Source organism: Rhodoferax sp. LS1P39, assembly GCF_056521425.1.
In genome coordinates this window covers 450,518-473,260 of sequence record NZ_JBWMAV010000001.1, presented here as the reverse complement: position 1 = coordinate 473,260, position 22,743 = coordinate 450,518, and the positions used below count along the sequence as shown (strand labels likewise).

The window sequence follows — 22,743 nt, the reverse complement described above, 5'->3', positions numbered from 1 at the left end:
TCGATATGCCGACTCTGCTGATCTGTAGTGCCTCCGACGACCTGGGCGATCTGCACACGCTCTTTCGCGAGGAAGCCGCGCGCCTTATGCCCGGTCTGCAGGTGCGCCTGTGGCCCGACATGCCCGACCCCGCCGATGTCGAGGCCGTGGCGGGCTGGTACCCGCCCGCCGGGCTGATGCACAGCCTGCCCAATCTGCGCCTGGCCTCGTCCATCGCGGCAGGGGTAGACCACGTGCTGGGCCCGGCCCAGCCACGCCCCGGGGTGCCGGTGTGCCGCATCGTCGATCCCGGCCTGGCCGCGGGCATGGCCGAATACGTGCTGTGGGCCGTGCTGTACTACCACCGCGCGCTGGACCAGGCGCAGCAGCAGCAAGCCCGGCGCGAGTGGAAGATGCCGGTGCAAAAGGTGGCCCACCAAACCCATGTGGGCCTGATGGGCCTGGGCGCGTTGGGCAGCCACCTGGCTCGGGTGCTGCGGGCGCAGGGCTTTGTGGTCAGCGGCTGGTCGCGCTCGGCGCACGCCATCGACGGTGTGGCCACCTACGCCGGGCCCGAGGCGCTGGAGGACTTTGTGCAGGCCCCTGACGTGCTGGTCTGCCTGCTGCCCTTGACCGATGCCACCCGGGGGCTGCTGAACCAGGCCCTGTTTGCCCGCATGAAGTCCGGCGCCGCCCTGGTGCACTGCGGTCGGGGCGAACACCTGGTGGTCGATGACCTGCTGCAGGCCCTGGACCAGGGCCACCTGCGCGGTGCCGTGCTGGATGTGTTTGCCACCGAGCCGCTGCCCAGCGACAGCCCGCTGTGGGCGCACCCGCAGGTGGTGGTGACGCCGCACATGGCCTCGGGGGCCAGTCCCGAGGTCATCGTCGGCCAGATTCTGGACAACCTGCAGCGCGTGCGGGCCGGTCAACCTGCGCTGCACACGGTGGACCGGGGTGCGGGATATTAGCGCATTTGCTATTGATTAGATAGCTTATAGCGCTTACGGAATAAGCGTAGAGTGCCAATTTGATGCTTAAAAATAGCCCTGCATCTGGGGTTTTCTGAGAATCCAGCCGAATTCGGCGGCTGTTGGAAATAACCGACACCACGCGATTTTCAGCGGTGCTACCTTCGGCGGCACCATGCAAAACCTCTGGGATATTTCTCCACCCATCGCCCCCGGTTGCCCGGTTTTCCCCGGCGACACGCCCTACCAGCAGCACTGGTCGGCCACCATCACGCCCGACTGCCCGGTCAACGTCAGCGCCATCACCTTGTCGCCCCATGTGGGCGCACACGCCGATGCGCCGCTGCACTACGACCCGCAGGGCGCGGCCATCGGCGCGGTCGATCTGCTGCCCTACCTCGGCCCCTGCCGCGTCATCCACTGCATTGGCCGCGGGCCGCTGGTCCGCTGGGAGCACCTGGCCCATGCGCTTACCGATCTGCCGCCGCGCGTGCTGGTGCGCACCTACCCGCGCATGCCGGTGGACCGCTGGGATGCCGACCTGGCCGCCTTCGCCCCCGACACCGTAGAGCGCCTAGCCGCACTGGGCGTTCTGCTGATCGGCATCGACACCGCCAGCATCGACCCGGCCAGCAGCAAGACGCTGGAAAGCCACCAGACCATCCGCCGCCTGAACCTGCGCGTGCTGGAAAACCTGGTGCTGGACGACGTGCCCGAGGGCGACTACGAGCTGATTGCCCTGCCGCTCAAGCTGATGACCGCCGATGCCTCCCCCGTGCGCGCAATCCTGCGTGCTCTTTGAAAGTAGAACGATGACGACTCTGCACGACTGCCTGCGCCTCGATGCGCAAGACCCCCTGGCCCCGCTGCGCGACCACTTCAGCCTGCCACCGGGCGTGATCTATCTCGACGGCAATTCCCTGGGTGCGCTGCCCCGCGCCACAGCGGCACGCGTAGCCGAGGTGGTGACCCAGGAATGGGGCACCGACCTCATCAAGGCCTGGAACACCGCTGGTTGGTTCGACCTGCCGCAGCGCCTGGGCAACCAGATCGCCCGCCTTATCGGTGCCCAGACCGGCGAGGTGGTGGCCACCGACAGCACCTCGGTGAACCTGTTCAAGGTGCTCACCGCCGCGATCCACATGGCCAGTGCCGACGCGCCGCAGCGCAAGCTGATCGTGAGCGAGCGCAGCAACTTCCCCACCGACCTGTACATCGCCGAGTCGCTGTGCCGCCAGCACGGCTTTCAGCTGCAACTGGTGGAGCCCGAGGAGATCGCCGCCGCGCTGACTCCGGAAGTGGCGGTGCTGATGCTCACCCACGTGAACTACCGCACCGGTGCCATGCACGATATGCCTGCCGTCACCGTCGCCGCCCATGCCGCAGGCGCGCTGATGCTGTGGGACCTGGCCCACAGCGCGGGCGCGGTGCCGGTGGATTTGACGGGCGCGGGTGCCGACTTTGCCGTGGGCTGCGGCTACAAATACCTCAACGGCGGCCCCGGTGCCCCGGCCTTTGTGTGGGTCAACCCGGTGCATGCCGACCGCTTCTGGCAGCCGCTGGCCGGGTGGTGGGGCCACGCCACGCCGTTCACCTTCACGCCCGACTACCGCCCCGCGCCCGGTGTGCAGCGCTACCTGTGCGGCACCCAGCCCATGATCAGCCTGTCGGCTCTGGAGTGCGGGCTGGACGTGTTTGCGGCAGCGGGCACACTCATCCCCAACCAGACGGCGATGGAAACCTTGCGCCAGAAATCGCTAGCACTTACCGACCTGTTCATCACCCTGGTGGAGCAGCGCTGCGCCGGTTTCGGCCTGGAGCTGGCCACCCCGCGCGAACATGCCCGGCGCGGCTCGCAGGTGTCCTTGAGCAAAGCCGAGGGCGCGTACGCCATCGTCCAGGCACTGATTGCACGCGGCGTGATCGGCGACTTCCGCGCGGGGGACGGCGCAGCCCACCCGGACATCCTGCGCTTTGGCTTCACCCCGCTGTATTTGGGCTATGAGGATGTGTGGCACGCCGTGGAGCAACTGCGCGAGGTGCTGCAAACGGCAGAGTGGCAGCGCCCTGAATTCAACCAACTGAGCGCAGTGACATGAGCTGCCCGATGAACTCCACCGAGAAAATCGTCCAGGACGAAAAAGCCCAGCTCGACTTCAGCCAGTCCATGAGCTACGGCGACTACCTGCAGCTCGACAGCATTTTGTCGGCGCAAAAGCCCTTGTCGCCCGCGCACGACGAGTTGCTGTTCATCGTGCAGCACCAGACCAGCGAGCTCTGGATGAAGCTGATGCTGCACGAGCTGCATGCCGCCATCCGCTGCGTGGCCGCAGACGACCTGCACAGCGCCTTCAAGATGCTGGCCCGGGTGAGCAAAATCATGTCGCAACTGGTGCATGCCTGGGATGTGCTTGCGACGATGACGCCGCCCGAGTACAGCGCCATGCGCCCGTACCTGGCCAGCTCCAGCGGCTTCCAGAGCGCGCAGTACCGCTGCATCGAGTTTGCGCTGGGCAACAAGAACGCCGCCATGCTCAAGCCCCACGCCCACCGCCCCGACCTGCTGGCTCGGGTGCAGGCGGCTTTCGAGGCCCCGTCGCTGTACGACGAAGCCCTGCGCCTGATGGCCCGCCGCGGCCTGGCCGTGCCCGCCAGCCATTTGCAGCGCGACTGGACCCAGCCCTACGTGGCCAGCCCCGAGGTCGAAGCCGCCTGGCTGGTCGCCTACCGCGACCCGCGCCAGCACTGGGAGCTGTACCAACTGGGCGAAAAGCTCACCGACCTGGAAGACAGCTTTCGCCTCTGGCGCTTTCGCCACGTCACCACCGTGGAGCGCGTCATCGGCTTCAAGCGTGGCACCGGCGGCACGGGGGGCGTGAGCTACCTGCGCAAGATGCTGGACGTGGTGCTGTTCCCCGAAATCTGGACCCTGCGCACCAATTTGTAACCATACCGGAGGGTGAGGCTGGGTCGTTACAATTTGCGAACTTTTTAACCCTCCCGCGCAGATTCTGCTTGCGCATATAGCTATGACTTTGGTAGCAATCTTGATCGCCACCCTGTGCGCCGGTATCGGCAGTGTGTGGGTGGCGGCGGTCCTCAGTTTTGGGGTGCTGGCGCGCTACACCCAGCACATGCTGAGCCTGGCGGCGGGGGCGCTGCTGGCCACGGCTTTCATGCATTTGCTGCCCGAGGCGTTCGAGAGCCAGTCCAGCGCGCAAGAGCTGTTTGGCACGCTGCTGGTGGGGCTGGTGTTCTTCTTTTTGCTGGACAAGGCCGAGCTGTGGCACCACGGACATGAGCACCACCACGGGCCGCAGACTGATGCACATGCGCACCATGGTCACGACCACCACCACGACCATGCCCATGACACACCGCACCGCACCGGCGGCTGGGCGGTGCTGACGGGCGACAGCGTGCACGCCTTTGGCGACGGCATTCTGATTGCCTCGGCTTTTGTGGCCGACTGGAAACTGGGCTTTGTGGCCGCGCTGGCGGTGTTAGTGCATGAGGTGCCGCACCACATGGGCGACCTGGTGGTGCTGCGCGGTAGTTCCAGCAACCGCCGTGTGGCCGTGCTCAAGGTATCGCTGGCCGGGGCCGTGACGGCCCTGGGGGGCATGGTGGGCTACGGGCTGGTGGACATGCTGCACGACTGGCTGCCGTACTTTTTGGTGGTGGCCAGCAGCAGCTTTATTTACGTGGCGCTGGCCGATCTGATTCCGCAGTTGCAAACCCGCCTGAGCGCCCGCGCCACCGCAGCGCAGATTGCCTGGCTGCTGGTGGGCATGGGGCTGGTGATGCTGGTGAGCCGTTTAGCCCACGGGCACTAAGGCGCTGTCAGCAGCAGGCGCAGCCCGCGCGGTGCTTGAGCCGCTGGTAGTTGGCTTCCACACTCTGGCTGTGGGCGCTGTTGGTACGGCGGGGTTCTGCGGTGCTCAGGGTCAAGACCCGCTGGGCGGCGCTGCCGCAGGCCGGGCAGGCGCAAGGGTCATCCCGTTCGGCCAGTCGGCGGATGGCTTCAAAGCCGCCACAGGCGGGGCAGACGTAGTCGTAGGTAGGCATAGATCAATCGCGTCTCAGGGCATGCCGTTGCGGCCATGCAGCCGGAAGCCGGGGCGCAGGCTCAGGCGTTCGTAGTAGGCCTGCACGGCGGGCAGGGCGGGTTTTTCCATGGGGGCGGCGCACCAGCGGTGGGTGGACAGGCCCAGCACGATGTCGGCCAGGGTGAAGTCGGCTCCGGTGGCGTAGGCCCCGGTTTTTTGCAGTTGCCCGTCCAGCATCGCCATGTGGCGGTTCCAGTTTTGCACGCCTGCGGTAATGGCGGCCGGGTCGGTGTGGGCCGGGCTTTGGCGCACCAGGGCCATAAACACGTAGCGCCAGGCGTTGTTCAGCTCGGTGGCCTGCCAGTCCATCCACTGCTCGACCAGGGCGCGGGCCTGCGGGTCGGCGGGCAGCAAATCGGCGCGGGCGTGCCGGGCGGCCAGGTAGCGGCAAATCACGTTGGACTCCCACAGCACAAAGTCGCCGTCGCGGATCACCGGCACCATGGCGTTGGGGTTGAGCGCGCGGAATGCGTCCACTTCGGTGGACTGGAAGCCCGAGCCCCATTGCTCGTGCTCGAAGGGAATGTCCAGCTCGGCGCACAGCCAAAGCACCTTGCGCACGTTGATGGAGGTGGATTTACCCAGTATCTGCAGCATGGCGGTCATCCCAGATCAGCGGGGTTGGTAGCCGATCACGCGCCACTGGCCGTCGGCCTCGCGTACGGTGGTGACAATTTCTTCCACGTCTCTTTTGCCTGTGAAGTGGGCATCAAAAATGGCGGTGACGTATTCGCCATCGGGCCGACCGGCCAGGCTGGTCTTGTAGGCCACGGTGGAGGCCGTGCGGCTCTCGAACGCGCCAAACGGTGCGCGCACACCGGGGATGCTGTCCATCCAGGCCCCAATCGGCACCATGTTGCGAAACAGCTGGCTGCTGGCCTCGTAGGCCCCGCCCCAGTTGCCCCGGTCCAGCATGGACAGCCATCCGGCGGCGGCGAGCTGGCCTTCGGCCTGTTTGGTGACCTCAGCCGATACGGCTGCCGATGCCGGGGCGGTGGGTGCCGCCGTCTGGGCGCTGGCCGTGGCAGAAAACAGCAGGGCAGATGCAGCAAGGCACACGGCAATGGGCGCAAATTTAAACAAGGTCATAAGTCTTTCCGTGGCAGTAAGTCAAACGAGTGTAGGCGCTGCAGCCGCCTAGGGTGGAGCTGCACCGACTGTGTAACGTCCGACTCCAGGGGGCGAGATGACGGGCTTTGCATTATTTTGCGGCGATGGTCGGATCGATGGGGCTGGGCGCTGGAATTTTCTGCCCCGTGGGTGAGCCGGTCAAACTCTGCGCGGGCCGTCGCAGGCTTGCGTCGAAGGGGTGAATTTTTGGGCTGATCGTGGCGGCCTCGCGCTTGAGTAGCTCCACCACGGTGGGCATGCGGTCGGCGTTCAGGCGATCGGCAATCGTGCCCACGCTGAGTGCGGCCACCGCGCGGCCTTCGCGGTCGCAAATGGGCACTGCCACGCCGGCCATACCCTCCAGCAGGCCGGTATTGCGACCCGCGTAGCCCTGCTGGCGCACGCGCTCTATCTCGGTACGCAGATACACCTCGTCGTACACGCCGTACTCGCGCACCCGGGACAGGTTGAATCGGATGACTTCTTCGCGCTCTGCCTCTGGGAGAAATGCCAGGATGGCCAGCGCACCCTGGCCCACGCCCAAGGCAATGCGCCCCCCCACATCGCCCGTGAACGAGCGTATGGGGAACGGCCCCTCGCTGCGGTCCAGGCACACCGCGTCAAAGCCGCTGCGGGCCAGCAGAAAGATGCTATCGCCCAGGCTGGCACACAGGCGCAGCAGTACCGGGCGGCACAGCGTGCGCAGATCGCCAGGGTTGCCAGCCACTGCGGCCAGGGCAAAAAAGTCGATGCTCAGGCGGTACAGCTTGCTGCGTTCGTCTTGCTCGACCATGCCCTCTGCCACCAGCGACTGCAGCAAACGGTGCGTGGTGGCCTGCGTCAGGCCCACGGCGCGCGCCAATTGGGTGACACGCCCGCCCTCGGTCTGCACCGCTGTAAGCGCCCGGATGACGGCAAACACGCGTGGTACGCCGCCTGTGGCGGTGGTGGATGTTTCCATTACGTTCTCCAGTGGAATATTTTTAAGGCATTTTAGCTTTGATATTCCATTAATCGGAATAAATTAAAGAAATATTCTGATTAATGGAATACCCGCTGCGAGTTGGTTTGCTTATTGCAATAGAGTGAATCGATAACACCAAAGAGTCCGACGTCGATGCTTGGCTGCACCACCAGGGTGCACCACTTCCTGAATCGGGTGTGTGGCGCGTGCCTACCCGGCACCGCTTCCTTGTGCAACGAGAAGAGAGGCCCGCGTATGTCATTCCTGCAGCTCAGTAACGTGACCAAGTTCTACGGCAGCACCTGTGCCGTGTCGGCCATGGACCTCACGGTGGAAAAGGGCGAGTTCGTGTCCCTGCTCGGCCCTTCGGGTTGCGGCAAGACCACCACCTTGCAGATGGTGGCGGGCTTCGAGGCCGTGAGCAGCGGGCGCATCGCGCTGGACGGCCGCGACATCACCCATGCCAAGGCCAACACCCGTGGCCTGGGCATCGTGTTCCAAAGCTACGCCCTGTTTCCCCACATGACGGTGGACGACAACGTGAGCTTCGGCCTGGAAATGCGCAAGATGCCCAAGGCCGAGCGCAGCGAGCGCGTCAAGGAGGCGCTGGCCCTGGTGCACCTGGAAGCCCACGCCAGCCGCTACCCCCGCGAGCTGTCGGGCGGCCAGCGCCAGCGTGTGGCCCTGGCCCGCGCCCTGGTGATCGAGCCACCGGTGCTGTTGCTGGACGAACCCTTGTCCAACCTGGATGCCAAGCTGCGCGAAGAAATGCAGTTTGAGCTGCGCAAGATCCAGCGCAAGGTGGGCACCACCACGGTGATGGTCACGCACGACCAGAGCGAGGCCATGTCCATCAGCGACCGCGTGGTGGTGATGGAGGGCGGCCGCGCCACCCAGATCGACCACCCGCACCGCGTCTACGAGCATCCCAGCACCCGCTTTATCTCCACCTTCGTCGGCAAGGCCAATCTGCTGACCGGGCGCATGGTCGCCGGTGGTACCCATTCCCGTGTCAACCTGGGGCCGATCACGGTGGACGTGGACGATGTGGGATTGCGCCCCGGCGTAGCCGTGCTGCTCAGCGTGCGGCCCGAGAAGCTGCAATTGGTGGAAACCGGTCAAGGCCGACTGGACGGTACGGTGCGCGAGCGCTTCTTTCTGGGCAGCCAGTGGCAGTACGCGCTGGCCACAGCCTTGGGCGAGCTGATGGTGCTCAGCCCCAATGATGGCCGCCCGGCGCTGGACGAAGGCCATGCCGTGGGCATCGACTGGCCCATGCATTGCACCCGCCTGTTGCCTGCCGACGAAGCCGCACTGTCGGCGATGGTGGCCGCATGAGCAAGGTCGCCCCCTGGTGGCTGTCCGGCCCCGCTCTGGTCCTGTTCACCGTGTTGCTGCTGGTGCCGCTGGCGCTGACGGCGGTGCTGTCCTTCAATGCCTTTGACCCAGCCACCGGCATCAAGGCCGGTGAGTTCACGCTGGCGCACTACATCCACGTATTTACCGACGACTATTACTACGGCATCTTCTGGCGCACCTTCTGGATATCCGGCCTGGTCACGCTGATCTGCGTGGCTGTGGGCGCGCCCGAGGCCTACATTTTGAGCCGCATGGGCAACCCCTGGCGTTCCATTCTGCTGCTGGTGGTGCTGGCTCCGCTGCTGGTGTCGGTGGTGGTGCGGGCCTTTGGCTGGAGCATGCTGCTGGGGCCCGAGGGCCTGGTCAACGGCTCGCTCAAGCTGCTGGGCATCGGTCCGATCAAGATGCTGTACACCGAGATCGCGGTGGTGGTGGCCTTGGTGCATGTGATGCTGCCCTTCATGGTGATCCCGGTCTGGACCTCGCTGCAAAAGCTGGACCCGGGCGTGGAAAACGCCGCGCTGTCGCTAAAGGCCACGCCCTTCACCACCTTGCGCCGCATCGTGCTGCCGCAGGTCATGCCCGGCATTTTGTCGGGCAGCCTGATCGTTTTTGGTCTGTCGGCCAGCTCCTTCGCTATTCCCGGCTTACTGGGCGGGCGGCGGCTGAAGATGGTGGCCACCGTGGTGTACGACGAGTACCTGCACGAGCTGAACTGGCCGCTGGGCGCGGCCATCGCCCTCATTCTGTTGGTGGCGAATTTGGTGGTCATGCTGAGCTACAACCGGCTGGTTGAAGGCCGCTATAAAAAGTCACTCGGGTAATCACGATGCGCAAAAACGGCCCTCTCGCCCTGGCGTTCAACGCCCTGGTCATCCTCTTTATGCTGGCCCCCTTGTTGGTGGTTTGCGTGGTGGCGTTCACGCCCGAGAACACGCTCACCTTGCCGACCACCGAGTTCTCGCTGCGCTGGTTCCGTGCGGTGTTTGCCCATCCCGACTTCATGCAGTCATTCTGGAATAGCCTCTGGCTGGCCCTGGCATCGGCCACCTTGGCCACGCTGCTGGCCGTGCCTGCGGGCATAGCCATTACCCGCTACAACTTCCCGGGGCGCGGCTTTCTGAACGGCCTGTTTCTGTCGCCGCTGATCATTCCGCACCTGGTGCTGGGCGTGGCGCTGCTGCGCCTGTTTGCCCTGGTGGGTGGGGGCGGCAGTTTTGGCTGGCTGGTGTTCGCCCATGCGCTGATCGTCACGCCCTATACCTTGCGCCTGGTGGTGGCGGCGCTGGTGGGCTTTGACCGCAGTGCCGAGCATGCGGCCCTGTCGCTGGGTGCCAGCCAGGCCCAGGTGTTTGGCCGCATTACCTTGCCGATGATTCTGCCGGGCGTCACCGGCGGCTGGCTGCTGGCCTTCATCAACAGCTTCGACGAAGTCACCATGTCGATCTTTGTGACCTCGCCCAGTACGGTGACCCTGCCGGTGCGCATGTACATGTATGCCACCGAGTCGATCGACCCGCTGATGGCGGCGGTGTCGGCCTTGATGGTGGCGGTCACGGCTTGCGCCATGATCGTGCTGGACCGAGTCTACGGCCTGGACCGTGTTTTGGTAGGACGCTGACCATGGGTGCATGCCTGCCTCTATTGCACCGCGTTGCGGAAACGGACCGCGACGCCGTGCCCTTTACGCTGGACGGCCAGCCCGCCAGCGCCCTGGTCGGCGACACGGTATTGACCGCCATACTGACCCACTGCGGCCAATTGCGCCGCAACGAATTCAGCGGCGAAGCGCGCGCGGGCTTTTGCATGATGGGTGCCTGCCAGGACTGCTGGGTGCAGACGGCACAGGGCGACCGCTTGCGCGCTTGCTCCACCTTCATCGCAGCCGGCATGGATGTGTTGACCGGGGGAATACCGGCATGACCAACCGCCTGTTGCAGCCCGTGGTGGTGGGCGCTGGCCCGGCCGGCGTGCGGGCCGCCCAGACCCTGGTGGCGCATGGCGTACGCCCGGTGGTACTGGACGAAGCCCCGCGCGCAGGCGGCCAGATCTACCGTCGGCCACCGGCGCATTTCCAGCGCACGGCGCAGACCCTGTACGGTTTTGAAGCCACACGCGCCCAGGCCGTGCATGGCGCATTTGACGGTTTGCAAAGCCAGATCGACTACCGCCCCGACAGCCTGGTGTGGAACGCCCAGGGCGGCCTGCTGGATGTATTGCATGGCCCCACCCAGACCACCCACAGCCAGCAGTACGGGCAACTGATCGTGGCCACCGGCGCAACCGACCGCGTGCTGCCCATTCCCGGCTGGACCCTGCCCGGTGTCTACGCCCTGGGGGGTGCCCAGGTGGCCCTCAAGTTCCAGGGCTGTGCGATTGGCCAGCGCGTGGTCTTCATGGGCACCGGCCCCTTGCTGTACCTGGTGGCCTACCAGTATGCGAAGGCCGGTGTGGAGGTGGTGGCCGTGCTGGACACGGCCCGCTTCCAAGACCAGCTATCCGCGCTGCCTGCCCTGCTGACCCAGCCGACGGTGCTGGCCAAGGGCCTGTATTTTGTGGCCTGGTTGCGCGCCCATGGCGTGGCCGTGCACAGCGGCGTGCGGCCCGTGCGGGTGCTCGGCCACAGCCGGGTGCGGGCCGTGGTGTGGCATGACGGCCAGCAGGAGCGCACGCTGGACTGCGATGCCATCGGCTTCGGTTACGCCCTGCGTTCTGAAACCCAACTGGCCGACCTGCTGGGCTGCCGCTTTGCTTTTGCACCCCAGCAGCGCGCCCACCTGCCCGAGCGTGATGCCGCAGGCCGCTCCAGCGTCGCAGGCGTGTACCTGGCGGGCGACGGCGCGGGCATCATGGGTGCGGACGCGGCCGAGTGGGCGGGCGAACGGGCTGCGCTGGCCTTGCTGGCCGACCACGGCGTTGCGGTGGATGCCGCCCGCGCCCAGGCGCTGGAGCACAAGCTTCGCCGGTTGCAGACCTTCCGCGCCGGTCTGGAGCGGGCTTTCCCGTTCCCCGTCGGCTGGGCCGCGCAGGCCCCCGACGACCTGGTGGTCTGCCGCTGCGAGCACATCACTGCCGGTGAATTGCGCCGCACCGTGCAAGCCACCGGTGCCGATGAAATGAACCGCCTCAAAGCCTTGTGCCGCGTGGGCATGGGCCGCTGCCAGGGCCGTAGCTGCGGTGTGGCTGCAGCCGAAATTTTGGCCCATGCCACGGGCAAGCCGGTGGAGCAGGTGGGCCATTTGCGCGGCCAGGCACCGATCAAGCCCATTCCCATCCACCTGGTGCACGCCTCGATGGAGGTACAGGCATGACGGCCCAGCGTATCCAGGCCGATGTGGCCATCATGGGCGGCGGCATCGTGGGATCTTCGGCGGCGCTGGCCTTGCGGCGCATGGGCTTGCAGGTGGCGCTGCTGGAGCGCGACCTGTGCGGTTCCCGCTCCAGCGGGGTCAACTACGGTGGCGTGCGCCGCCAGGGGCGGCCCGTAAGCCAATTGCCGCTGGCCCAGCGCGCGCACCGCATCTGGGCCGATCTGCCGAACCTGATTGGCACCGACGGCGAATACCAGCGCAGCGGCCATTTCAAGATTGCGCGCAGCGAGGCCGACCTGGCCGCGCTGGAGAACTACCGCGCACTGAGCCGCGACTTCGACCTGGGCATCGAGCTGCTGAGCGGCCCGCGCCTGCGCGCCCACTGCCCCTGGCTGGGTGGCAAGGCGGTGGGCGGCTCGCTGTGTGCCGAAGACGGCCAGGCCAATCCGCGCCTGGTGTCGCCCGCCTTTGCCCAGGCGGCCCGGCGTGCGGGGGCGCAGATTTTTGAGCGTAGCCCGGTCGACGAGGTGCTGCACGACGGTCAGCATTTCACGCTGCGCTCCGGTAATGCGTTGGAAGTCACCGCACCGGTGCTGCTCAACTGCGCCGGGGCCTGGGCTGGCACGCTGGCGGCCCAGTTTGGCGAGGCCGTGCCCCTGCAGTCTGGCCATCCGGCCATGGCGGTCACCGAGCCGCTGCCCTTCTTCATGGACTGGAGCCTGGGCGTGGAGGGCGGCGGCATCTACTGCCGCCAGGTGGCACGTGGCAACCTGGTACTGGGCGGTGGTGCGGGTGTGGCGCTGGATGCCGACCGCGCCCGGTCGGAGCGCGCGGCCATCGCCGCCTTGTCGGTGCAGGCGGTGGAGCTATTGCCCGCGCTGCGCCATGCCCATTTCATCCGCACCTGGAGCGGCACCGAAGGCTATCTGCCCGACCGCCAGCCGGTGCTGGGCCTGAGCCAGACCACGCCCGGACTCATCCACGGCTTCGGCTTTGCCGGTGCCGGTTTCCAGATCGGCCCCGCCGTCGGCGAGGTGCTGGCCGAGCTGGCCCGCGATGGCCGCAGCAGCACCCCGATAGACGCTTTTGCTATTAGCCGTTTTTGACCGCTTTTTTCTGCCCCCACCACCCACTGAAAGGATTTCACCATGTCCCCTGTATTCCATTCACGCACTGTGCGCCGGGGGCTGATCGCCGCCGCAGCCGCCTCCGCCCTGCTCGGCAGCGGCTTGGCCAGTGCCCAGACCAAGACGCTGTACATCGGCATGAACGGCGGCACCATGGAGAAGGCGTACACCCAGTACGTCTTCCCGGCGTTCGAAAAGCTGCACGGTGCCAAGGTGGTGGTGGTGCCGGGCACTTCGTCCGACATCCTGGCCAAGGCCCAGGCCAACAAGGACAAGCCGCAGATGCACGTGATGTTCCTGGACGACGGCATCATGGTGCGCGCCATCGGCATGGGCCTGTGCCAAAAGCAGCGCCCCAGTCCTGCGCTGGGTGAGATCTACCCCGCCGCGCGCTTCAAGGACGACATGGCCAGCGGTGTCAGTCTGGGCATGACCGGCCTGGCCTACAACACCAAGATGTTCAAGGAAAAAGGCTGGGCCGCGCCCACCTCGTGGATGGACCTGGCCGACCCCAAATTCAAGGGCAAGGTGGTGTTCCAGTCCATGTCGTCCTCGTCGTTTGGACTGCACGGCTTTTTGATGTTTAACCGCATCCAAGGCGGTAACGACAAGAACGTGGAGCCGGGCTTCAAAGCCTGGCCGACGATGATTGGCCCCAACGTGCTGGAGTACATCCCCAGCTCGGCCAAGTTGTCGGAGATGGTGCAGACCGGCGAAGCCGCCATCTTTCCGCTCACGCCCACCTCGGTGGCGGCCCTGAAGACAAAGGGCATTCCGGTGGAATACGCCCAGCCCAAGGAAGGCTCTGTGGTGCTGATGGTCGGCCAATGCGTGATCGCCAACAACAGCGAACCCGAGCTGGCGCAAAAACTGACCGAGTTTCTGCTGAGCCCGCTGGCCCAGGCCAATGTGCTGCAGTTCGGCGCGCAGATTCCTACCAACCCCAAGGCACCCGCCGTGGGCGAGGGCGCGACCCAGGTGGCCGACATCACCAAATGGATGAAGAATGCCGTGACCCTGGACTGGGACAGCGTCAACGCCAACCGCCCGGCCTGGAACGCGCGCTGGAACAAGACGATTGAACGCTGAGCCCTGTCGTCAGACGTAAAAAAGGCCACCTCATTCGGTGGCCTTTTTTATGCGGTGATGGCCGCAGTGCGGATGCTTTGCAGCGTGCTGGTGGGCGTAATCGCCTCCGGGTCCAGCAGGCAGTGCAATATCGCTGGCTTGCTGCTGGCCCGCGCGCGCGCCAGGGCGGGGGCGAACTCTGCGGTGGTGGTGACCTTTTCGCCATGGCCGCCAAACACCTGGGCGTAGGCGCAGAAGTCGGGGTTCTGGAGCGTGGTGGCGCTGATACGGCCCGGGTAGTGCCGCTCCTGGTGCATGCGGATAGTGCCGTACATGGCGTTGTCCAGCAACACCACGAGGATGGGCAGGCCGTATTGCACGGCGGTGGCGAATTCCTGGCCGTGCATCATGAAGTCGCCGTCGCCCGCAAACACCACCACCTCGCGCTGCGGCCACAGGCGTTTGGCCCCCACGCCTGCGGGCAGGCCGTAGCCCATGGAGCCGCTGGTGGGTGCGAGCTGGCTGGCGTAGGTGGTAAACGGCCAGAAGCGGTGCACCCAGGTGGCGAAGTTGCCCGCGCCGTTGCAGAAAATGGTGTTGGGCGGCAACACCTCGCGCAGGTGCTGCATCACCGCGCCCATTTGCAGCGGGCCGGGGATGTGGATGGGTGCCGGGTCGCTCCAGCGCAGGTAGTCGGCGTGGGCGGCCTCCGTCTCGGCTTGCCAGACGGGTGGCGTTGCCGGGCGCAGCGTACTGGCGGCTGCGGCAAATGCCTGCGGCGTGGCGTGGATGGACTGGGCGGCCCGGTACAGCTTGCCAAATTCATCCGCATCGGCGTACACATGCACCAGGCTTTGCTGCGGCGTGGGGATGCCCAGCAGCGTGTAGCCCTGCGACGGTACCTCCGACAAGCGCCCGCCCACCAGCAGCACCAGGTCGGCGTTGCGGATGCGCGCCAGCAGCCGGGGGTTGGCCCCCAGCCCCAGGTCGCCGCCGTAGCAGGGGTGGCTGTGGTCAAACAGCATCTGGCGGCGGAACGAGCAGAACACCGGCAGCACAAACGCCTCGGCAAACGCGCGAAACTGCTGCACCGCCTGCGCCGACCAGCGGCTGCCGCCCAGGATGACCACCGGGCGCTGCGCTGCCGCCAGCCGCTGCTGCAACTCGGCCAGCGGCGCGGGGCCGGGGTGGGTTTCGGTAACCATGTATGGCAGGGCATCGGTGACCGTGGCGGCTTCGGTCAGCATGTCTTCTGGCAGGGCGATCACCACTGGGCCGGGACGGCCAGAGGTGGCTACGTGGAAAGCGCGCGACACCAGCTCGGGCAGGCGTTGGGGGTCGTCAATTTGCACCACCCACTTGGCCATGGTGCCGAACACCGCGCCGTAGTCCAGCTCCTGGAACGCTTCGCGCCCCAGCGCGTTACGCGCCACCTGGCCCACAAACAGTAGCAGCGGCGTGGCATCCTGGTGCGCGATGTGCACGCCCGCTGCGGCGTTGGTGGCACCGGGGCCGCGGGTCACAAAGCACACGCCAGGCTGGCCGGTGAGCTTGCCCTGGGCCTCGGCCATCATGGCTGCGCCGCCTTCCTGGCGGCACACGGTGACGGCGATAGGCGCGCCATGCAAAGCATCCAGTACGGCAAGAAAGCTTTCGCCGGGCACGCAGAACAGCTGCTGCACACCGTGCACCAAAAGCTGGTCTACAAGGATCTGGCCGCCGCTGCGGGGCATGTTCGCCTCAGACATCGAACTTCACGCCCTGGGCCAGCGGCAGTTGGGTGGAGTAGTTGATGGTGTTGGTGGCGCGGCGCATGTAGGCCTTCCAGCTGTCGGAGCCCGATTCGCGGCCACCGCCGGTTTCTTTTTCGCCGCCAAACGCGCCACCAATCTCGGCGCCGCTGGGGCCGATGTTGACGTTGGCAATGCCGCAGTCCGAGCCGTTGCTGGCCATGAAGCGCTCGGCCTCGCGCATGTTCAGCGTGAAGATGGATGAGGACAATCCCGCTCCCACCGCGTTGTGCCAGTCGATCGCCTGGTCCAGCGACTCGTAGCGCAGCACGTACAGGATGGGCGCAAAGGTTTCGCGCAGCACCGGCCCGGCGTGCGCATCCAGCTCCACCAAAGCGGGGCGTACGTAGAAGGCTTCCGGCGCGCTCTCTACCCGCGTGCCGCCGTGCACCTTGGCGCCCAGGGCCCGGCTTTCTTCCAGGGCTTTTTGCATGCCGTCAAACGCAGCGCGGTCGATCAGCGGGCCCACCAGGGTGCCAGGCGTGCGCGGGTCGCCCACCTGCACCTTGCCGTAGACCTGGGCCAGCTGCGGCACCAGGGCGTCGTACACGCTGCCGTGCACAAACAGGCGGCGCAACGTGGTGCAGCGCTGCCCGGCCGTGCCCATGGCCGCAAAGGCGATACCGCGCAGCGCCAGGTCCAGGTCGGCCGAGGGCGCAACGATGGCCGCGTTGTTGCCGCCCAATTCCAGAATCGCCCGCGCAAAGCGGCCCGCCAGGCGCGGGGCCACGGCTTTGCCCATGGCGGTAGAGCCGGTGGCGGACAGTACCTTGACATGTTCGTCGTCCACCAGCACTTCGCCGATGTCGCGCTGGCCCACCAGCAGCTCCAGCAGGCCGTCGGGCGCATCGCCAAAACGGGCCAGTGCGCGCTGGGCAATCGCCATGGTGGCCAGGGCGGTGAGCGGGGTTTTCTCGGACGGCTTCCACACCACGGCGTTGCCGCAGACCAGGGCCAGGGCTGCGTTCCAGCACCATACGGCCACGGGGAAGTTGAAGGCCGAAATCACGCCCACCACGCCCATGGGGTGCCAGGTTTCCATCATGCGGTGCTCGGCGCGCTCGGTGGCGATGGTCAGGCCGTAGAGCTGGCGCGACAGGCCCACGGCAAAGTCGCAAATGTCGATCATCTCCTGCACCTCGCCCGCACCTTCGCTGGGCACCTTGCCCACCTCCAGCGTGACCAGCAGGCCCAGGTCGGCCTTGGCCGCGCGCAGCTCCTCGCCCAGCAGGCGCACCAGCTCGCCCCGGCGCGGCGCAGGCACGGTGCGCCAGGCCAGGTAAGCGGCCTGGGCGCGGGCGATAGCGGCGCTGGCCTCAGTGGGCGAGGTCTGCGGCAGGTGGGCGATGGTCTCGCCGGTGGTGGGCGAACGCACGGCCAGTGTGCCGCCGCTATAGCTGGCGCGGGGTACGCCCAGGCGTTGCAGCAACTGGTCAACTTCGGTGGGCAAGGAGGTGGTAGCAGGCATAAGGCAAAGGAAATAAGGTGTATAGGTGGCCCCAATATCACCCAATCTGCGCCGCTTGTATAGCGACAAATGCGAAGGACTTGATGCGAAAATGAACTGATGTGGCTTGCACAAATAGGAGCTGCTCACGCTCATTAAATCAGCACAAGCCCTGGATTTTCTTTAAGAACAAGAGCCCGTCTTCATTCCTAAAAGGCATTACCATGCTGCGCAAAAGCTTTTTGCCGCCCATCGCCGACCTGCTGGCCTTCGAGGCTGCCGCCCGCCACACCAGCATCTCGCGCGCGGCCGAGGAGCTGCACCTCACGCAAAGCGCGGTGTCGCGCCAGATCCGCCAACTGGAGGCGCAGCTGGGCATGGCCGTGTTCCACCGCGTGCGCCAGCGCGTGGTGCTCACCGACGCGGGCCGCGTCTACGCCGCCGACGTGCGCGCCGTGCTGCAGCAGTTGGCCAGCGCCACGCAAAAGACTATGGCCTGGTCCGACGGTGGCGGCCTGCTGAACCTGGCCGTGCTGCCCACCTTCGGCACCCGCTGGCTCATCCCCCGCCTGTCCGACTTTGCCGCGCTGCATCCGCAGGTCACCGTCAACATCGCCGCCCGCAGCGAACCCTTCGATTTCGCCCAGGAGCCGCTGGATGCCGCCATCCACTTCGGCGCGCCGCTGTGGGCCGGTGCGGTGTGCGAGTACCTGATGCACGAACAGGTGGTGCCGGTGTGCAGCCCCGCCTACCAGCAGCGGCTGGGCATTGCGCAGGTGCAGGATTTGACAAAAGCTGTGCTGCTGCAGCAAACCACCCGCCCCACCCAGTGGGCCGACTGGTTCGAGCAGGTCGGTGCCGACAGCCAGCACGCCCTGCGCGGCCCGCGTTACGAGCAGTTCGCCATGATTGCCCAGGCGGCAATCTCCGGCCTGGGCGCAGCGCTGCTGCCCCGTTTTTTAGTCGAGCCCGAAATCGCGTCCGGCGCGCTGGTGCAGTTGTTTGCGCAGGCATTGCAGAGCAGCGACGCCTACTACCTGGTCTACCCCGAGTCGCGGGCGCAGGCTCCGCTGGTGATGGCGTTTAGGGACTGGATTCGGGCGGCGGCAAAGCCTGCGGTCGCCTTGCCCTGAGCGGGCCCGCCCACGAGAATGGTTGCCCTTCATCCAGGAGCAACACCATGGCCCCCAAAAACACCCTGTGCCTGTGGTTCAACGGCACCGCCGTCGATGCCGCCAACTTCTACGCCGCCACCTTCCCCGACAGCGCCGTGGGCCAAATTTTCCGCGCGCCCACCGACTACCCCGCTGGCAAGCAAGGCGATGTGCTCACCGTCGTCGGCATTCCCTGCATAGGCCTCAACGGCGGCCCGCAGTGCAAGCACAGCGAAGCCTTCTCGTTCCAGATCGCCACCGACGACCAGGCCGAGACCGACCGCCTGTGGAACGCCATCGTCCACAACGGCGGCCAGGCCAGCGAATGCGGCTGGTGCAAAGACCGCTGGGGCCTGTCCTGGCAAATCACCCCGCGTGTCCTCATCGAAGGCATATCCGATCCCGACCCCGCCGTGGCCCAGCGGGTGTTTGCGGCGATGATGACGATGGGGAAGATTGATATTGCGGGGATTGAGGCGGCGCGGCGGGGGTGAGGTGGGTGAGGCCATGAGGCCCTGCAGGGGGGGCGAGAACCTTCGTGGCTCTTTCGCTTGGACACGGGGGCTGGGCACGGCGTGATGCCGCGGCTAATGGGCGGGATCTGTCCCAGGCGTACTTGTTCCTGTTAACTGACTGTCCCACAAAAGGGTTGGCCCGCTGGCCTAGGTGCCGGGGGGACCGGGCGTTTTGGGATTTGATCCATAGGGCAGCTGGGGATTTGAATGGAGTTTGATTTAGATTTTGCGAGGTTTATGACCCGGCCCAATCGGTCGTTCATCATGCAATTTTCGTGAGCAGATCTAGTTGGACCCTTGACACCCTTTGCCGCAACCATGAATACGTGAGGATATATGGCGGTGCTCTGAAAATCGCCTTTGATAAAAAGCTCATGCACCGTTCGGATGTCGGCACCAACTTGCGAAAAGTTGGTTCGAGTAAATAGCAAATATATGCATTTCCCCTACCCGCGTTAGGCTGTTTTGTAGCCGCTACGCTCAAGGCGTCGCAGAAGAAACGTTCCGAATGCTAGGTGCTCAAGGCACACGTCAGGATCGTCGCTCAGCTCAATTTCGTGCCCACCGGGATTGCGAATTGCCATAACAGCACCCGCGAAGATGAAGGAATATCCTTCTTGCTCATCTTCCTCGCTGGAGTTGGACAGATTGTTCAGTTTGATTGGCGGAGTATTTTTATTGAAGGCATTCATCATGAGCTTGCGTCCGATCTCTGCGTGCCCCGAGTGCTTTTGCACTACCTTCTCTATGAACTTGAACGCGTGAAACGTAGCCTCTGCACCGTAGCCATCGTCAAAAAGACCCCGTACCTTTGCCGGGAAATCTGGATGGATGTTGTGCAGTTCGAAAGGGTGTATGGCGACTGCTCCTTGTTTTTCTGCGGCCTCGATCTCTGAAATTACTCCTACTGAGGCGCGGACAATTCGTTCGAAAATATCAAGCACCATGACCATTCATGAGGTTTGCCCGGATGCTCTTAAAAATGGCATCGTATGTTGACTGATCGCCCCCAGCGGGTAAATTTATCTCGATGCGTACTGTCAATGCAACTGCGCCATCTTTTTGCGAACTATTGAATTGCACTTGCGGTATTGAGCTTGGTGTTAGGGCTGATTCAGTAGTTTTTGCGGCTGAAGGAATAGACGCTGTGGCCTTCTTGCTGACTGGAACAACTTTCTTGGTTGTTTTATTCACTCTAGTAGTTGCAACGTCGGCATCGTCATCGGACAGTTTTCCAGCGATTTTTGCCAGCATCTGAAACGTTGTCGCTTGCCGCCTACCGACTACGTCGCTAGTTTCGTCGTGGGTGCGAAAAAATGAGATCAGTTTGTTGCTGTCCAAAGTCCACGCCGTAGAACCATGTAACTCAAACAGCTCGTGATATGCCAACTCAACGAGTGCTCCAAACCCTTTTTGGAATTCGCTTGACTCGTGCTTGGTAAAGACTGTCGCAGCTTGAGAAATCTTCTTGTTTTCAGCATCCAACACGCCAATAAACTTGAGTATGTTCAGAACATACGATTCGTTGTTTGGTGCGATTCCAAGTTTTTTGAGTGTGTCGGCTGTGACTGTGGCTGGAAATGATTTTCTGAGCTGTGTGATAACTTGGGTAATGCCACCCGGCCCCGATGTGTAGGGGTGTTTGTCTGCCATCTCATTTCCTTTTGGTTAAATGTGTTGTTAGAAAATGTAAACGGAAATTCCAACCGCAGTCATGGCGAGGCTCAATCTATCTATCGTCCAGCTGTAGGTAGATGATTAACTATGCTTTCTGTGATGCAGCTTGTCTGGTGAAAGCTGCACCGGACGGACGGTGGAATACGCCTTGGTCGTCGCGGAACCGGATGGCACCCATGCGGCTGAAATCTTTGACCCACATCAAGTAGTTGAAATCGTTGAGCTGCCCCGCGTCTTTGGTGGCGGCCTGCGTGCCCCGCGCCTCGAACATCAGCATGCCCACTTCCACGGCAGACTCGCCCAGGCAAACAGCCATTTCCCGCTTCACATCGCCCCCGTTTTCTTGCCCGGCCCGCGCACGCGCTGCGGCGGGCGCGACTCGTCCAGCAGCAGGCCGGTGTGGTCTTTGGAAACATCGAGCAACTCATCGAACTGCGTGCCCTGGCGCAGCGCAAACGGCACCATGGCGTAAGCACCGATAGAGGTGCCGGGCGTGTCACGGATGAGGCGGGTGTAGAGCGCTTTGGAGATGTTGGCGCGTTCGAACACGGCAACCCGACCCGGGAGAGACGAGGGGCGGTTATGGTGGCCGCGTGAGGCTTTTAAGGCAGCGTATGAGTTGCCTTAGGAGCTATTGGGCATCGTTCAAGATGCCATAGCCTGACTTTCCCCTGAAGTTTTCTTGTCATCAATCCCTTAATCTTGTCACAATCTTGTCAGGTTGATTAGATTAGGGCCTAATCTTGTCATCATGACAAGATTCCCTACAGCATGACCACCTCAACCCTGTCGCCCCGCCACGAAGCCTTGCTGCGCTTGGTCCTTACCACCGGGAAGCCGGTACAGCCTGGGACATTGGAGCTGGCCCTTCAGGTCTCCAGACCCACCATTAACCGGGCCTTGCGCGACCTCCTGGCCTTTGGCTATTTGGAGAAGCTGGGGGATGGTCGGTCCACCCGGTACGTGGCCACCGATGCGGCCCAGGCTGCATTGGGAGCCTTGCCTTCAGCCGCACCCACTACGCCTACATGGCCTAGCCCGCTGCAGTGGTCACCGGCTGCCCGGCCCCTGGTCGAAGCGCTTCACGCGCCTTTGGGAACCCGGACCCCGGTAGGCTATGACAGCAGTTTTGTGGGCAACTACATCCCCAACCAGTCCAGCCTGTTGCCACCGCAGTTGGCCAGTGATTTGTTCAACGCGGGCCGTAGCCGCGACCAGCAGCCTGCGGGAACCTATGCCCGCGAAGTGTTGGAACAGCTGCTCATCGACCTGTCCTGGTCGTCCTCGCGCCTGGAGGGCAACAACAAGAGCTTGCTCGACACCAAACAACTTTTTGAGCGCGGTGAGCAGGCAGGCCCCTTCGACGCAGACACCCTGATGCTGCTCAACCACAAGAACGCCATCGAATTCATGGTCGACGCGGTGCCGACGGAGGGCATCACGGTGCCCGTGATCGTTGACCTGCAGGCCAGGTTGATGAAGGACCTTTTGCCGGACGCGCGGGACATTGGCAGCATCCGTAAGCGGGTGGTGAACATCCACGGCTCTGTGTACGCCCCGAGCAACATTCCCACGCTTCTGGAAGAAACGCTGAATTCCATCATCGACAAGGCCCGCCAGATCCGCAACCCGGTAGAGGCTGCATTCTTTCTGTGGGTCAACCTGGCCTACCTGCAGCCGTTTGCAGATGGCAACAAGCGCACGAGCCGTTTGAGCGCCAATATGCCGCTCATGCTGCACAACTGTGCCCCCCTGTCCTTCCTGGACGTGGAGCGCACCGACTATGCGATAGCCATGCTCGGCATCTATGAGCAGCGCAACGTCGCGGCAGCGGTGGAGCTGTTTGAATTTATCTACCGCCGCTCGATCCAAAAATACAGCGTGCTGCGGGCCTCTCTGGCCGCGCCCGACCCGCTGCGCATCCGTTACCGGCAGGCCCTGAATGAGCTCATGCAGTTTGTCGTCTTCTACGGGCGAACGCTGGCAGCCGCTTTTTTGGAGGTACCTGTAGCCGCGGCTGACAAGGCGGCGTTGTATGCCATCGCCAATACCGAATTGGACCACCTGGAGCCCTACAACTGCGCCCGCTACAACCTCGCGCGGGGTATGGTGCAGCGATGGATGGATGCCGGACGACCCCGGTAGGCTGCCCACCACCTGTT

The 22,743-nt window shown here is 64.4% G+C and carries 25 protein-coding genes; 15 read left to right on the top strand and 10 right to left on the bottom strand.

The window, feature by feature from the left end; translation table 11 throughout:
- The first annotated feature begins 5 nt into the window (after positions 1–5).
- The 5 genes from AC097O_RS02055 (at position 6) to AC097O_RS02035 (ending at position 4,786) form a co-directional block, all read left to right on the top strand.
- Positions 6–950, top strand: coding sequence for a 2-hydroxyacid dehydrogenase (locus AC097O_RS02055; RefSeq protein WP_479591223.1), 945 nt, complete (start codon positions 6–8; stop codon positions 948–950).
- A gap of 175 nt (positions 951–1,125) precedes the next feature.
- On the top strand, positions 1,126–1,752 hold the full coding sequence (gene kynB, locus AC097O_RS02050) for an arylformamidase (RefSeq protein ID WP_479591222.1): 627 nt from the start codon (positions 1,126–1,128) through the stop codon (positions 1,750–1,752).
- Between the two features lie 10 nt (positions 1,753–1,762).
- A complete protein-coding gene (kynU, locus tag AC097O_RS02045) occupies positions 1,763–3,049 on the top strand; it encodes a kynureninase (protein WP_479591221.1) in 1,287 nt (428 codons plus the stop codon).
- Between the two features lie 8 nt (positions 3,050–3,057).
- Positions 3,058–3,897, top strand: a complete 840-nt coding sequence (gene kynA, locus AC097O_RS02040; RefSeq protein ID WP_479591220.1) for a tryptophan 2,3-dioxygenase — start codon at positions 3,058–3,060, stop codon at positions 3,895–3,897.
- Positions 3,898–3,979: 82 nt separating this feature from the next.
- Positions 3,980–4,786, top strand: a complete 807-nt coding sequence (locus tag AC097O_RS02035; RefSeq protein ID WP_479591219.1) for a ZIP family metal transporter — start codon at positions 3,980–3,982, stop codon at positions 4,784–4,786.
- Between the two features lie 7 nt (positions 4,787–4,793).
- Here AC097O_RS02035 and AC097O_RS02030 read toward each other — a convergent pair whose 3' ends face one another.
- From AC097O_RS02030 to AC097O_RS02015, 4 genes are all read right to left on the bottom strand, one after another.
- Positions 4,794–5,018, bottom strand: coding sequence for an FmdB family zinc ribbon protein (locus tag AC097O_RS02030; RefSeq protein WP_479591218.1), 225 nt, complete (start codon positions 5,016–5,018; stop codon positions 4,794–4,796).
- A 14-nt stretch (positions 5,019–5,032) separates the two neighbouring features.
- Complete coding sequence (locus tag AC097O_RS02025) at positions 5,033–5,656, bottom strand: glutathione S-transferase family protein (RefSeq protein WP_479591217.1); 624 nt, start codon at positions 5,654–5,656, stop codon at positions 5,033–5,035.
- Positions 5,657–5,671: 15 nt separating this feature from the next.
- Positions 5,672–6,148 (bottom strand): DUF4019 domain-containing protein, encoded by a 477-nt coding sequence (locus AC097O_RS02020; RefSeq protein ID WP_479591216.1) that lies wholly within the window; start codon positions 6,146–6,148, stop codon positions 5,672–5,674.
- Between the two features lie 112 nt (positions 6,149–6,260).
- The gene (locus tag AC097O_RS02015; RefSeq protein ID WP_479591215.1) at positions 6,261–7,130 is read right to left on the bottom strand and encodes an IclR family transcriptional regulator; all 870 of its coding nucleotides are present in this window, start codon (positions 7,128–7,130) and stop codon (positions 6,261–6,263) included.
- 258 nt (positions 7,131–7,388) lie between these two features.
- On the opposite strand from AC097O_RS02015, the gene AC097O_RS02010 reads away from it, so the two are divergent.
- From AC097O_RS02010 to AC097O_RS01980, 7 genes are read left to right on the top strand one after another with little or no spacing between them, the layout of a single operon-like run.
- Positions 7,389–8,471, top strand: a complete 1,083-nt coding sequence (locus AC097O_RS02010; RefSeq protein ID WP_479591214.1) for an ABC transporter ATP-binding protein — start codon at positions 7,389–7,391, stop codon at positions 8,469–8,471.
- The gene (locus tag AC097O_RS02005) at positions 8,468–9,316 is read left to right on the top strand and encodes an ABC transporter permease (RefSeq protein ID WP_479591213.1); all 849 of its coding nucleotides are present in this window, start codon (positions 8,468–8,470) and stop codon (positions 9,314–9,316) included. The genes AC097O_RS02010 and AC097O_RS02005 overlap by 4 nt, the downstream gene beginning before the upstream one ends.
- A 5-nt stretch (positions 9,317–9,321) precedes the next feature.
- Complete coding sequence (locus AC097O_RS02000) at positions 9,322–10,113, top strand: ABC transporter permease (RefSeq protein ID WP_479591212.1); 792 nt, start codon at positions 9,322–9,324, stop codon at positions 10,111–10,113.
- A gap of 2 nt (positions 10,114–10,115) precedes the next feature.
- Positions 10,116–10,415, top strand: a complete 300-nt coding sequence (locus AC097O_RS01995; protein ID WP_479591211.1) for a (2Fe-2S)-binding protein — start codon at positions 10,116–10,118, stop codon at positions 10,413–10,415.
- Positions 10,412–11,803, top strand: a complete 1,392-nt coding sequence (locus tag AC097O_RS01990; protein WP_479591210.1) for an FAD/NAD(P)-dependent oxidoreductase — start codon at positions 10,412–10,414, stop codon at positions 11,801–11,803. The genes AC097O_RS01995 and AC097O_RS01990 overlap by 4 nt, the downstream gene beginning before the upstream one ends.
- Entirely contained in the window at positions 11,800–12,909 is a 1,110-nt protein-coding gene (locus AC097O_RS01985; protein WP_479591209.1) for an NAD(P)/FAD-dependent oxidoreductase, read from the top strand. Before AC097O_RS01990 ends, AC097O_RS01985 begins: the two co-directional genes overlap by 4 nt.
- Before the next feature lie 42 nt (positions 12,910–12,951).
- Positions 12,952–14,019, top strand: coding sequence for an ABC transporter substrate-binding protein (locus AC097O_RS01980; protein WP_479591208.1), 1,068 nt, complete (start codon positions 12,952–12,954; stop codon positions 14,017–14,019).
- A 47-nt stretch (positions 14,020–14,066) separates the two neighbouring features.
- On the opposite strand, the gene AC097O_RS01975 is transcribed toward AC097O_RS01980, so the two are convergent.
- Complete coding sequence (locus AC097O_RS01975) at positions 14,067–15,746, bottom strand: thiamine pyrophosphate-binding protein (RefSeq protein WP_479591207.1); 1,680 nt, start codon at positions 15,744–15,746, stop codon at positions 14,067–14,069.
- Positions 15,739–17,256 carry an L-piperidine-6-carboxylate dehydrogenase gene (gene amaB / locus AC097O_RS01970; protein WP_479591206.1) on the bottom strand — a complete coding sequence of 506 codons (1,518 nt, stop codon included), beginning with the start codon at positions 17,254–17,256 and terminating at the stop codon, positions 15,739–15,741. Before amaB ends, AC097O_RS01975 begins: the two co-directional genes overlap by 8 nt.
- Positions 17,257–17,459: 203 nt before the next feature.
- On the opposite strand from amaB, the gene AC097O_RS01965 reads away from it, so the two are divergent.
- Positions 17,460–18,368, top strand: coding sequence for a LysR family transcriptional regulator (locus AC097O_RS01965; protein WP_479591205.1), 909 nt, complete (start codon positions 17,460–17,462; stop codon positions 18,366–18,368).
- Positions 18,369–18,415: 47 nt separating this feature from the next.
- Positions 18,416–18,883 (top strand): VOC family protein, encoded by a 468-nt coding sequence (locus tag AC097O_RS01960; protein WP_479591204.1) that lies wholly within the window; start codon positions 18,416–18,418, stop codon positions 18,881–18,883.
- A gap of 476 nt (positions 18,884–19,359) precedes the next feature.
- On the opposite strand, the gene AC097O_RS01955 is transcribed toward AC097O_RS01960, so the two are convergent.
- The 4 genes from AC097O_RS01955 to AC097O_RS01940 form a co-directional block, all read right to left on the bottom strand.
- A complete protein-coding gene (locus tag AC097O_RS01955) occupies positions 19,360–19,851 on the bottom strand; it encodes a TIGR02391 family protein (RefSeq protein WP_479591203.1) in 492 nt (163 codons plus the stop codon).
- The gene (locus tag AC097O_RS01950) at positions 19,841–20,557 is read right to left on the bottom strand and encodes a DUF5343 domain-containing protein (RefSeq protein ID WP_479591202.1); all 717 of its coding nucleotides are present in this window, start codon (positions 20,555–20,557) and stop codon (positions 19,841–19,843) included. Before AC097O_RS01950 ends, AC097O_RS01955 begins: the two co-directional genes overlap by 11 nt.
- A gap of 109 nt (positions 20,558–20,666) precedes the next feature.
- Positions 20,667–20,897, bottom strand: coding sequence for a hypothetical protein (locus AC097O_RS01945; protein WP_479591201.1), 231 nt, complete (start codon positions 20,895–20,897; stop codon positions 20,667–20,669).
- An 8-nt stretch (positions 20,898–20,905) separates the two neighbouring features.
- Positions 20,906–21,130, bottom strand: a complete 225-nt coding sequence (locus tag AC097O_RS01940) for a hypothetical protein (RefSeq protein ID WP_479591200.1) — start codon at positions 21,128–21,130, stop codon at positions 20,906–20,908.
- Between the two features lie 222 nt (positions 21,131–21,352).
- Between AC097O_RS01940 and AC097O_RS01935 the strand changes: the two genes are divergently transcribed.
- On the top strand, positions 21,353–22,726 hold the full coding sequence (locus AC097O_RS01935; protein ID WP_479591199.1) for a Fic family protein: 1,374 nt from the start codon (positions 21,353–21,355) through the stop codon (positions 22,724–22,726).
- The last annotated feature ends 17 nt before the right edge of the window (positions 22,727–22,743 follow it).

What these genes read in the sequence shown, in the direction of transcription:
- AC097O_RS02055 (WP_479591223.1), top strand. Translation starts at nt 6, where the DNA reads ATGCCGACTCTGCTGATCTGTAGTGCCTCCGACGACCTGGGCGATCTG.
- kynB (WP_479591222.1), top strand. Translation starts at nt 1,126, where the DNA reads ATGCAAAACCTCTGGGATATTTCTCCACCCATCGCCCCCGGTTGCCCG.
- kynU (WP_479591221.1), top strand. Translation starts at nt 1,763, where the DNA reads ATGACGACTCTGCACGACTGCCTGCGCCTCGATGCGCAAGACCCCCTG.
- kynA (WP_479591220.1), top strand. Translation starts at nt 3,058, where the DNA reads ATGAACTCCACCGAGAAAATCGTCCAGGACGAAAAAGCCCAGCTCGAC.
- AC097O_RS02035 (WP_479591219.1), top strand. Translation starts at nt 3,980, where the DNA reads ATGACTTTGGTAGCAATCTTGATCGCCACCCTGTGCGCCGGTATCGGC.
- AC097O_RS02030 (WP_479591218.1), bottom strand. Translation starts at nt 5,018, where the DNA reads ATGCCTACCTACGACTACGTCTGCCCCGCCTGTGGCGGCTTTGAAGCC.
- AC097O_RS02025 (WP_479591217.1), bottom strand. Translation starts at nt 5,656, where the DNA reads ATGCTGCAGATACTGGGTAAATCCACCTCCATCAACGTGCGCAAGGTG.
- AC097O_RS02020 (WP_479591216.1), bottom strand. Translation starts at nt 6,148, where the DNA reads ATGACCTTGTTTAAATTTGCGCCCATTGCCGTGTGCCTTGCTGCATCT.
- AC097O_RS02015 (WP_479591215.1), bottom strand. Translation starts at nt 7,130, where the DNA reads ATGGAAACATCCACCACCGCCACAGGCGGCGTACCACGCGTGTTTGCC.
- AC097O_RS02010 (WP_479591214.1), top strand. Translation starts at nt 7,389, where the DNA reads ATGTCATTCCTGCAGCTCAGTAACGTGACCAAGTTCTACGGCAGCACC.
- AC097O_RS02005 (WP_479591213.1), top strand. Translation starts at nt 8,468, where the DNA reads ATGAGCAAGGTCGCCCCCTGGTGGCTGTCCGGCCCCGCTCTGGTCCTG.
- AC097O_RS02000 (WP_479591212.1), top strand. Translation starts at nt 9,322, where the DNA reads ATGCGCAAAAACGGCCCTCTCGCCCTGGCGTTCAACGCCCTGGTCATC.
- AC097O_RS01995 (WP_479591211.1), top strand. Translation starts at nt 10,116, where the DNA reads ATGGGTGCATGCCTGCCTCTATTGCACCGCGTTGCGGAAACGGACCGC.
- AC097O_RS01990 (WP_479591210.1), top strand. Translation starts at nt 10,412, where the DNA reads ATGACCAACCGCCTGTTGCAGCCCGTGGTGGTGGGCGCTGGCCCGGCC.
- AC097O_RS01985 (WP_479591209.1), top strand. Translation starts at nt 11,800, where the DNA reads ATGACGGCCCAGCGTATCCAGGCCGATGTGGCCATCATGGGCGGCGGC.
- AC097O_RS01980 (WP_479591208.1), top strand. Translation starts at nt 12,952, where the DNA reads ATGTCCCCTGTATTCCATTCACGCACTGTGCGCCGGGGGCTGATCGCC.
- AC097O_RS01975 (WP_479591207.1), bottom strand. Translation starts at nt 15,746, where the DNA reads ATGTCTGAGGCGAACATGCCCCGCAGCGGCGGCCAGATCCTTGTAGAC.
- amaB (WP_479591206.1), bottom strand. Translation starts at nt 17,256, where the DNA reads ATGCCTGCTACCACCTCCTTGCCCACCGAAGTTGACCAGTTGCTGCAA.
- AC097O_RS01965 (WP_479591205.1), top strand. Translation starts at nt 17,460, where the DNA reads ATGCTGCGCAAAAGCTTTTTGCCGCCCATCGCCGACCTGCTGGCCTTC.
- AC097O_RS01960 (WP_479591204.1), top strand. Translation starts at nt 18,416, where the DNA reads ATGGCCCCCAAAAACACCCTGTGCCTGTGGTTCAACGGCACCGCCGTC.
- AC097O_RS01955 (WP_479591203.1), bottom strand. Translation starts at nt 19,851, where the DNA reads ATGGTGCTTGATATTTTCGAACGAATTGTCCGCGCCTCAGTAGGAGTA.
- AC097O_RS01950 (WP_479591202.1), bottom strand. Translation starts at nt 20,557, where the DNA reads ATGGCAGACAAACACCCCTACACATCGGGGCCGGGTGGCATTACCCAA.
- AC097O_RS01945 (WP_479591201.1), bottom strand. Translation starts at nt 20,897, where the DNA reads ATGGCTGTTTGCCTGGGCGAGTCTGCCGTGGAAGTGGGCATGCTGATG.
- AC097O_RS01935 (WP_479591199.1), top strand. Translation starts at nt 21,353, where the DNA reads ATGACCACCTCAACCCTGTCGCCCCGCCACGAAGCCTTGCTGCGCTTG.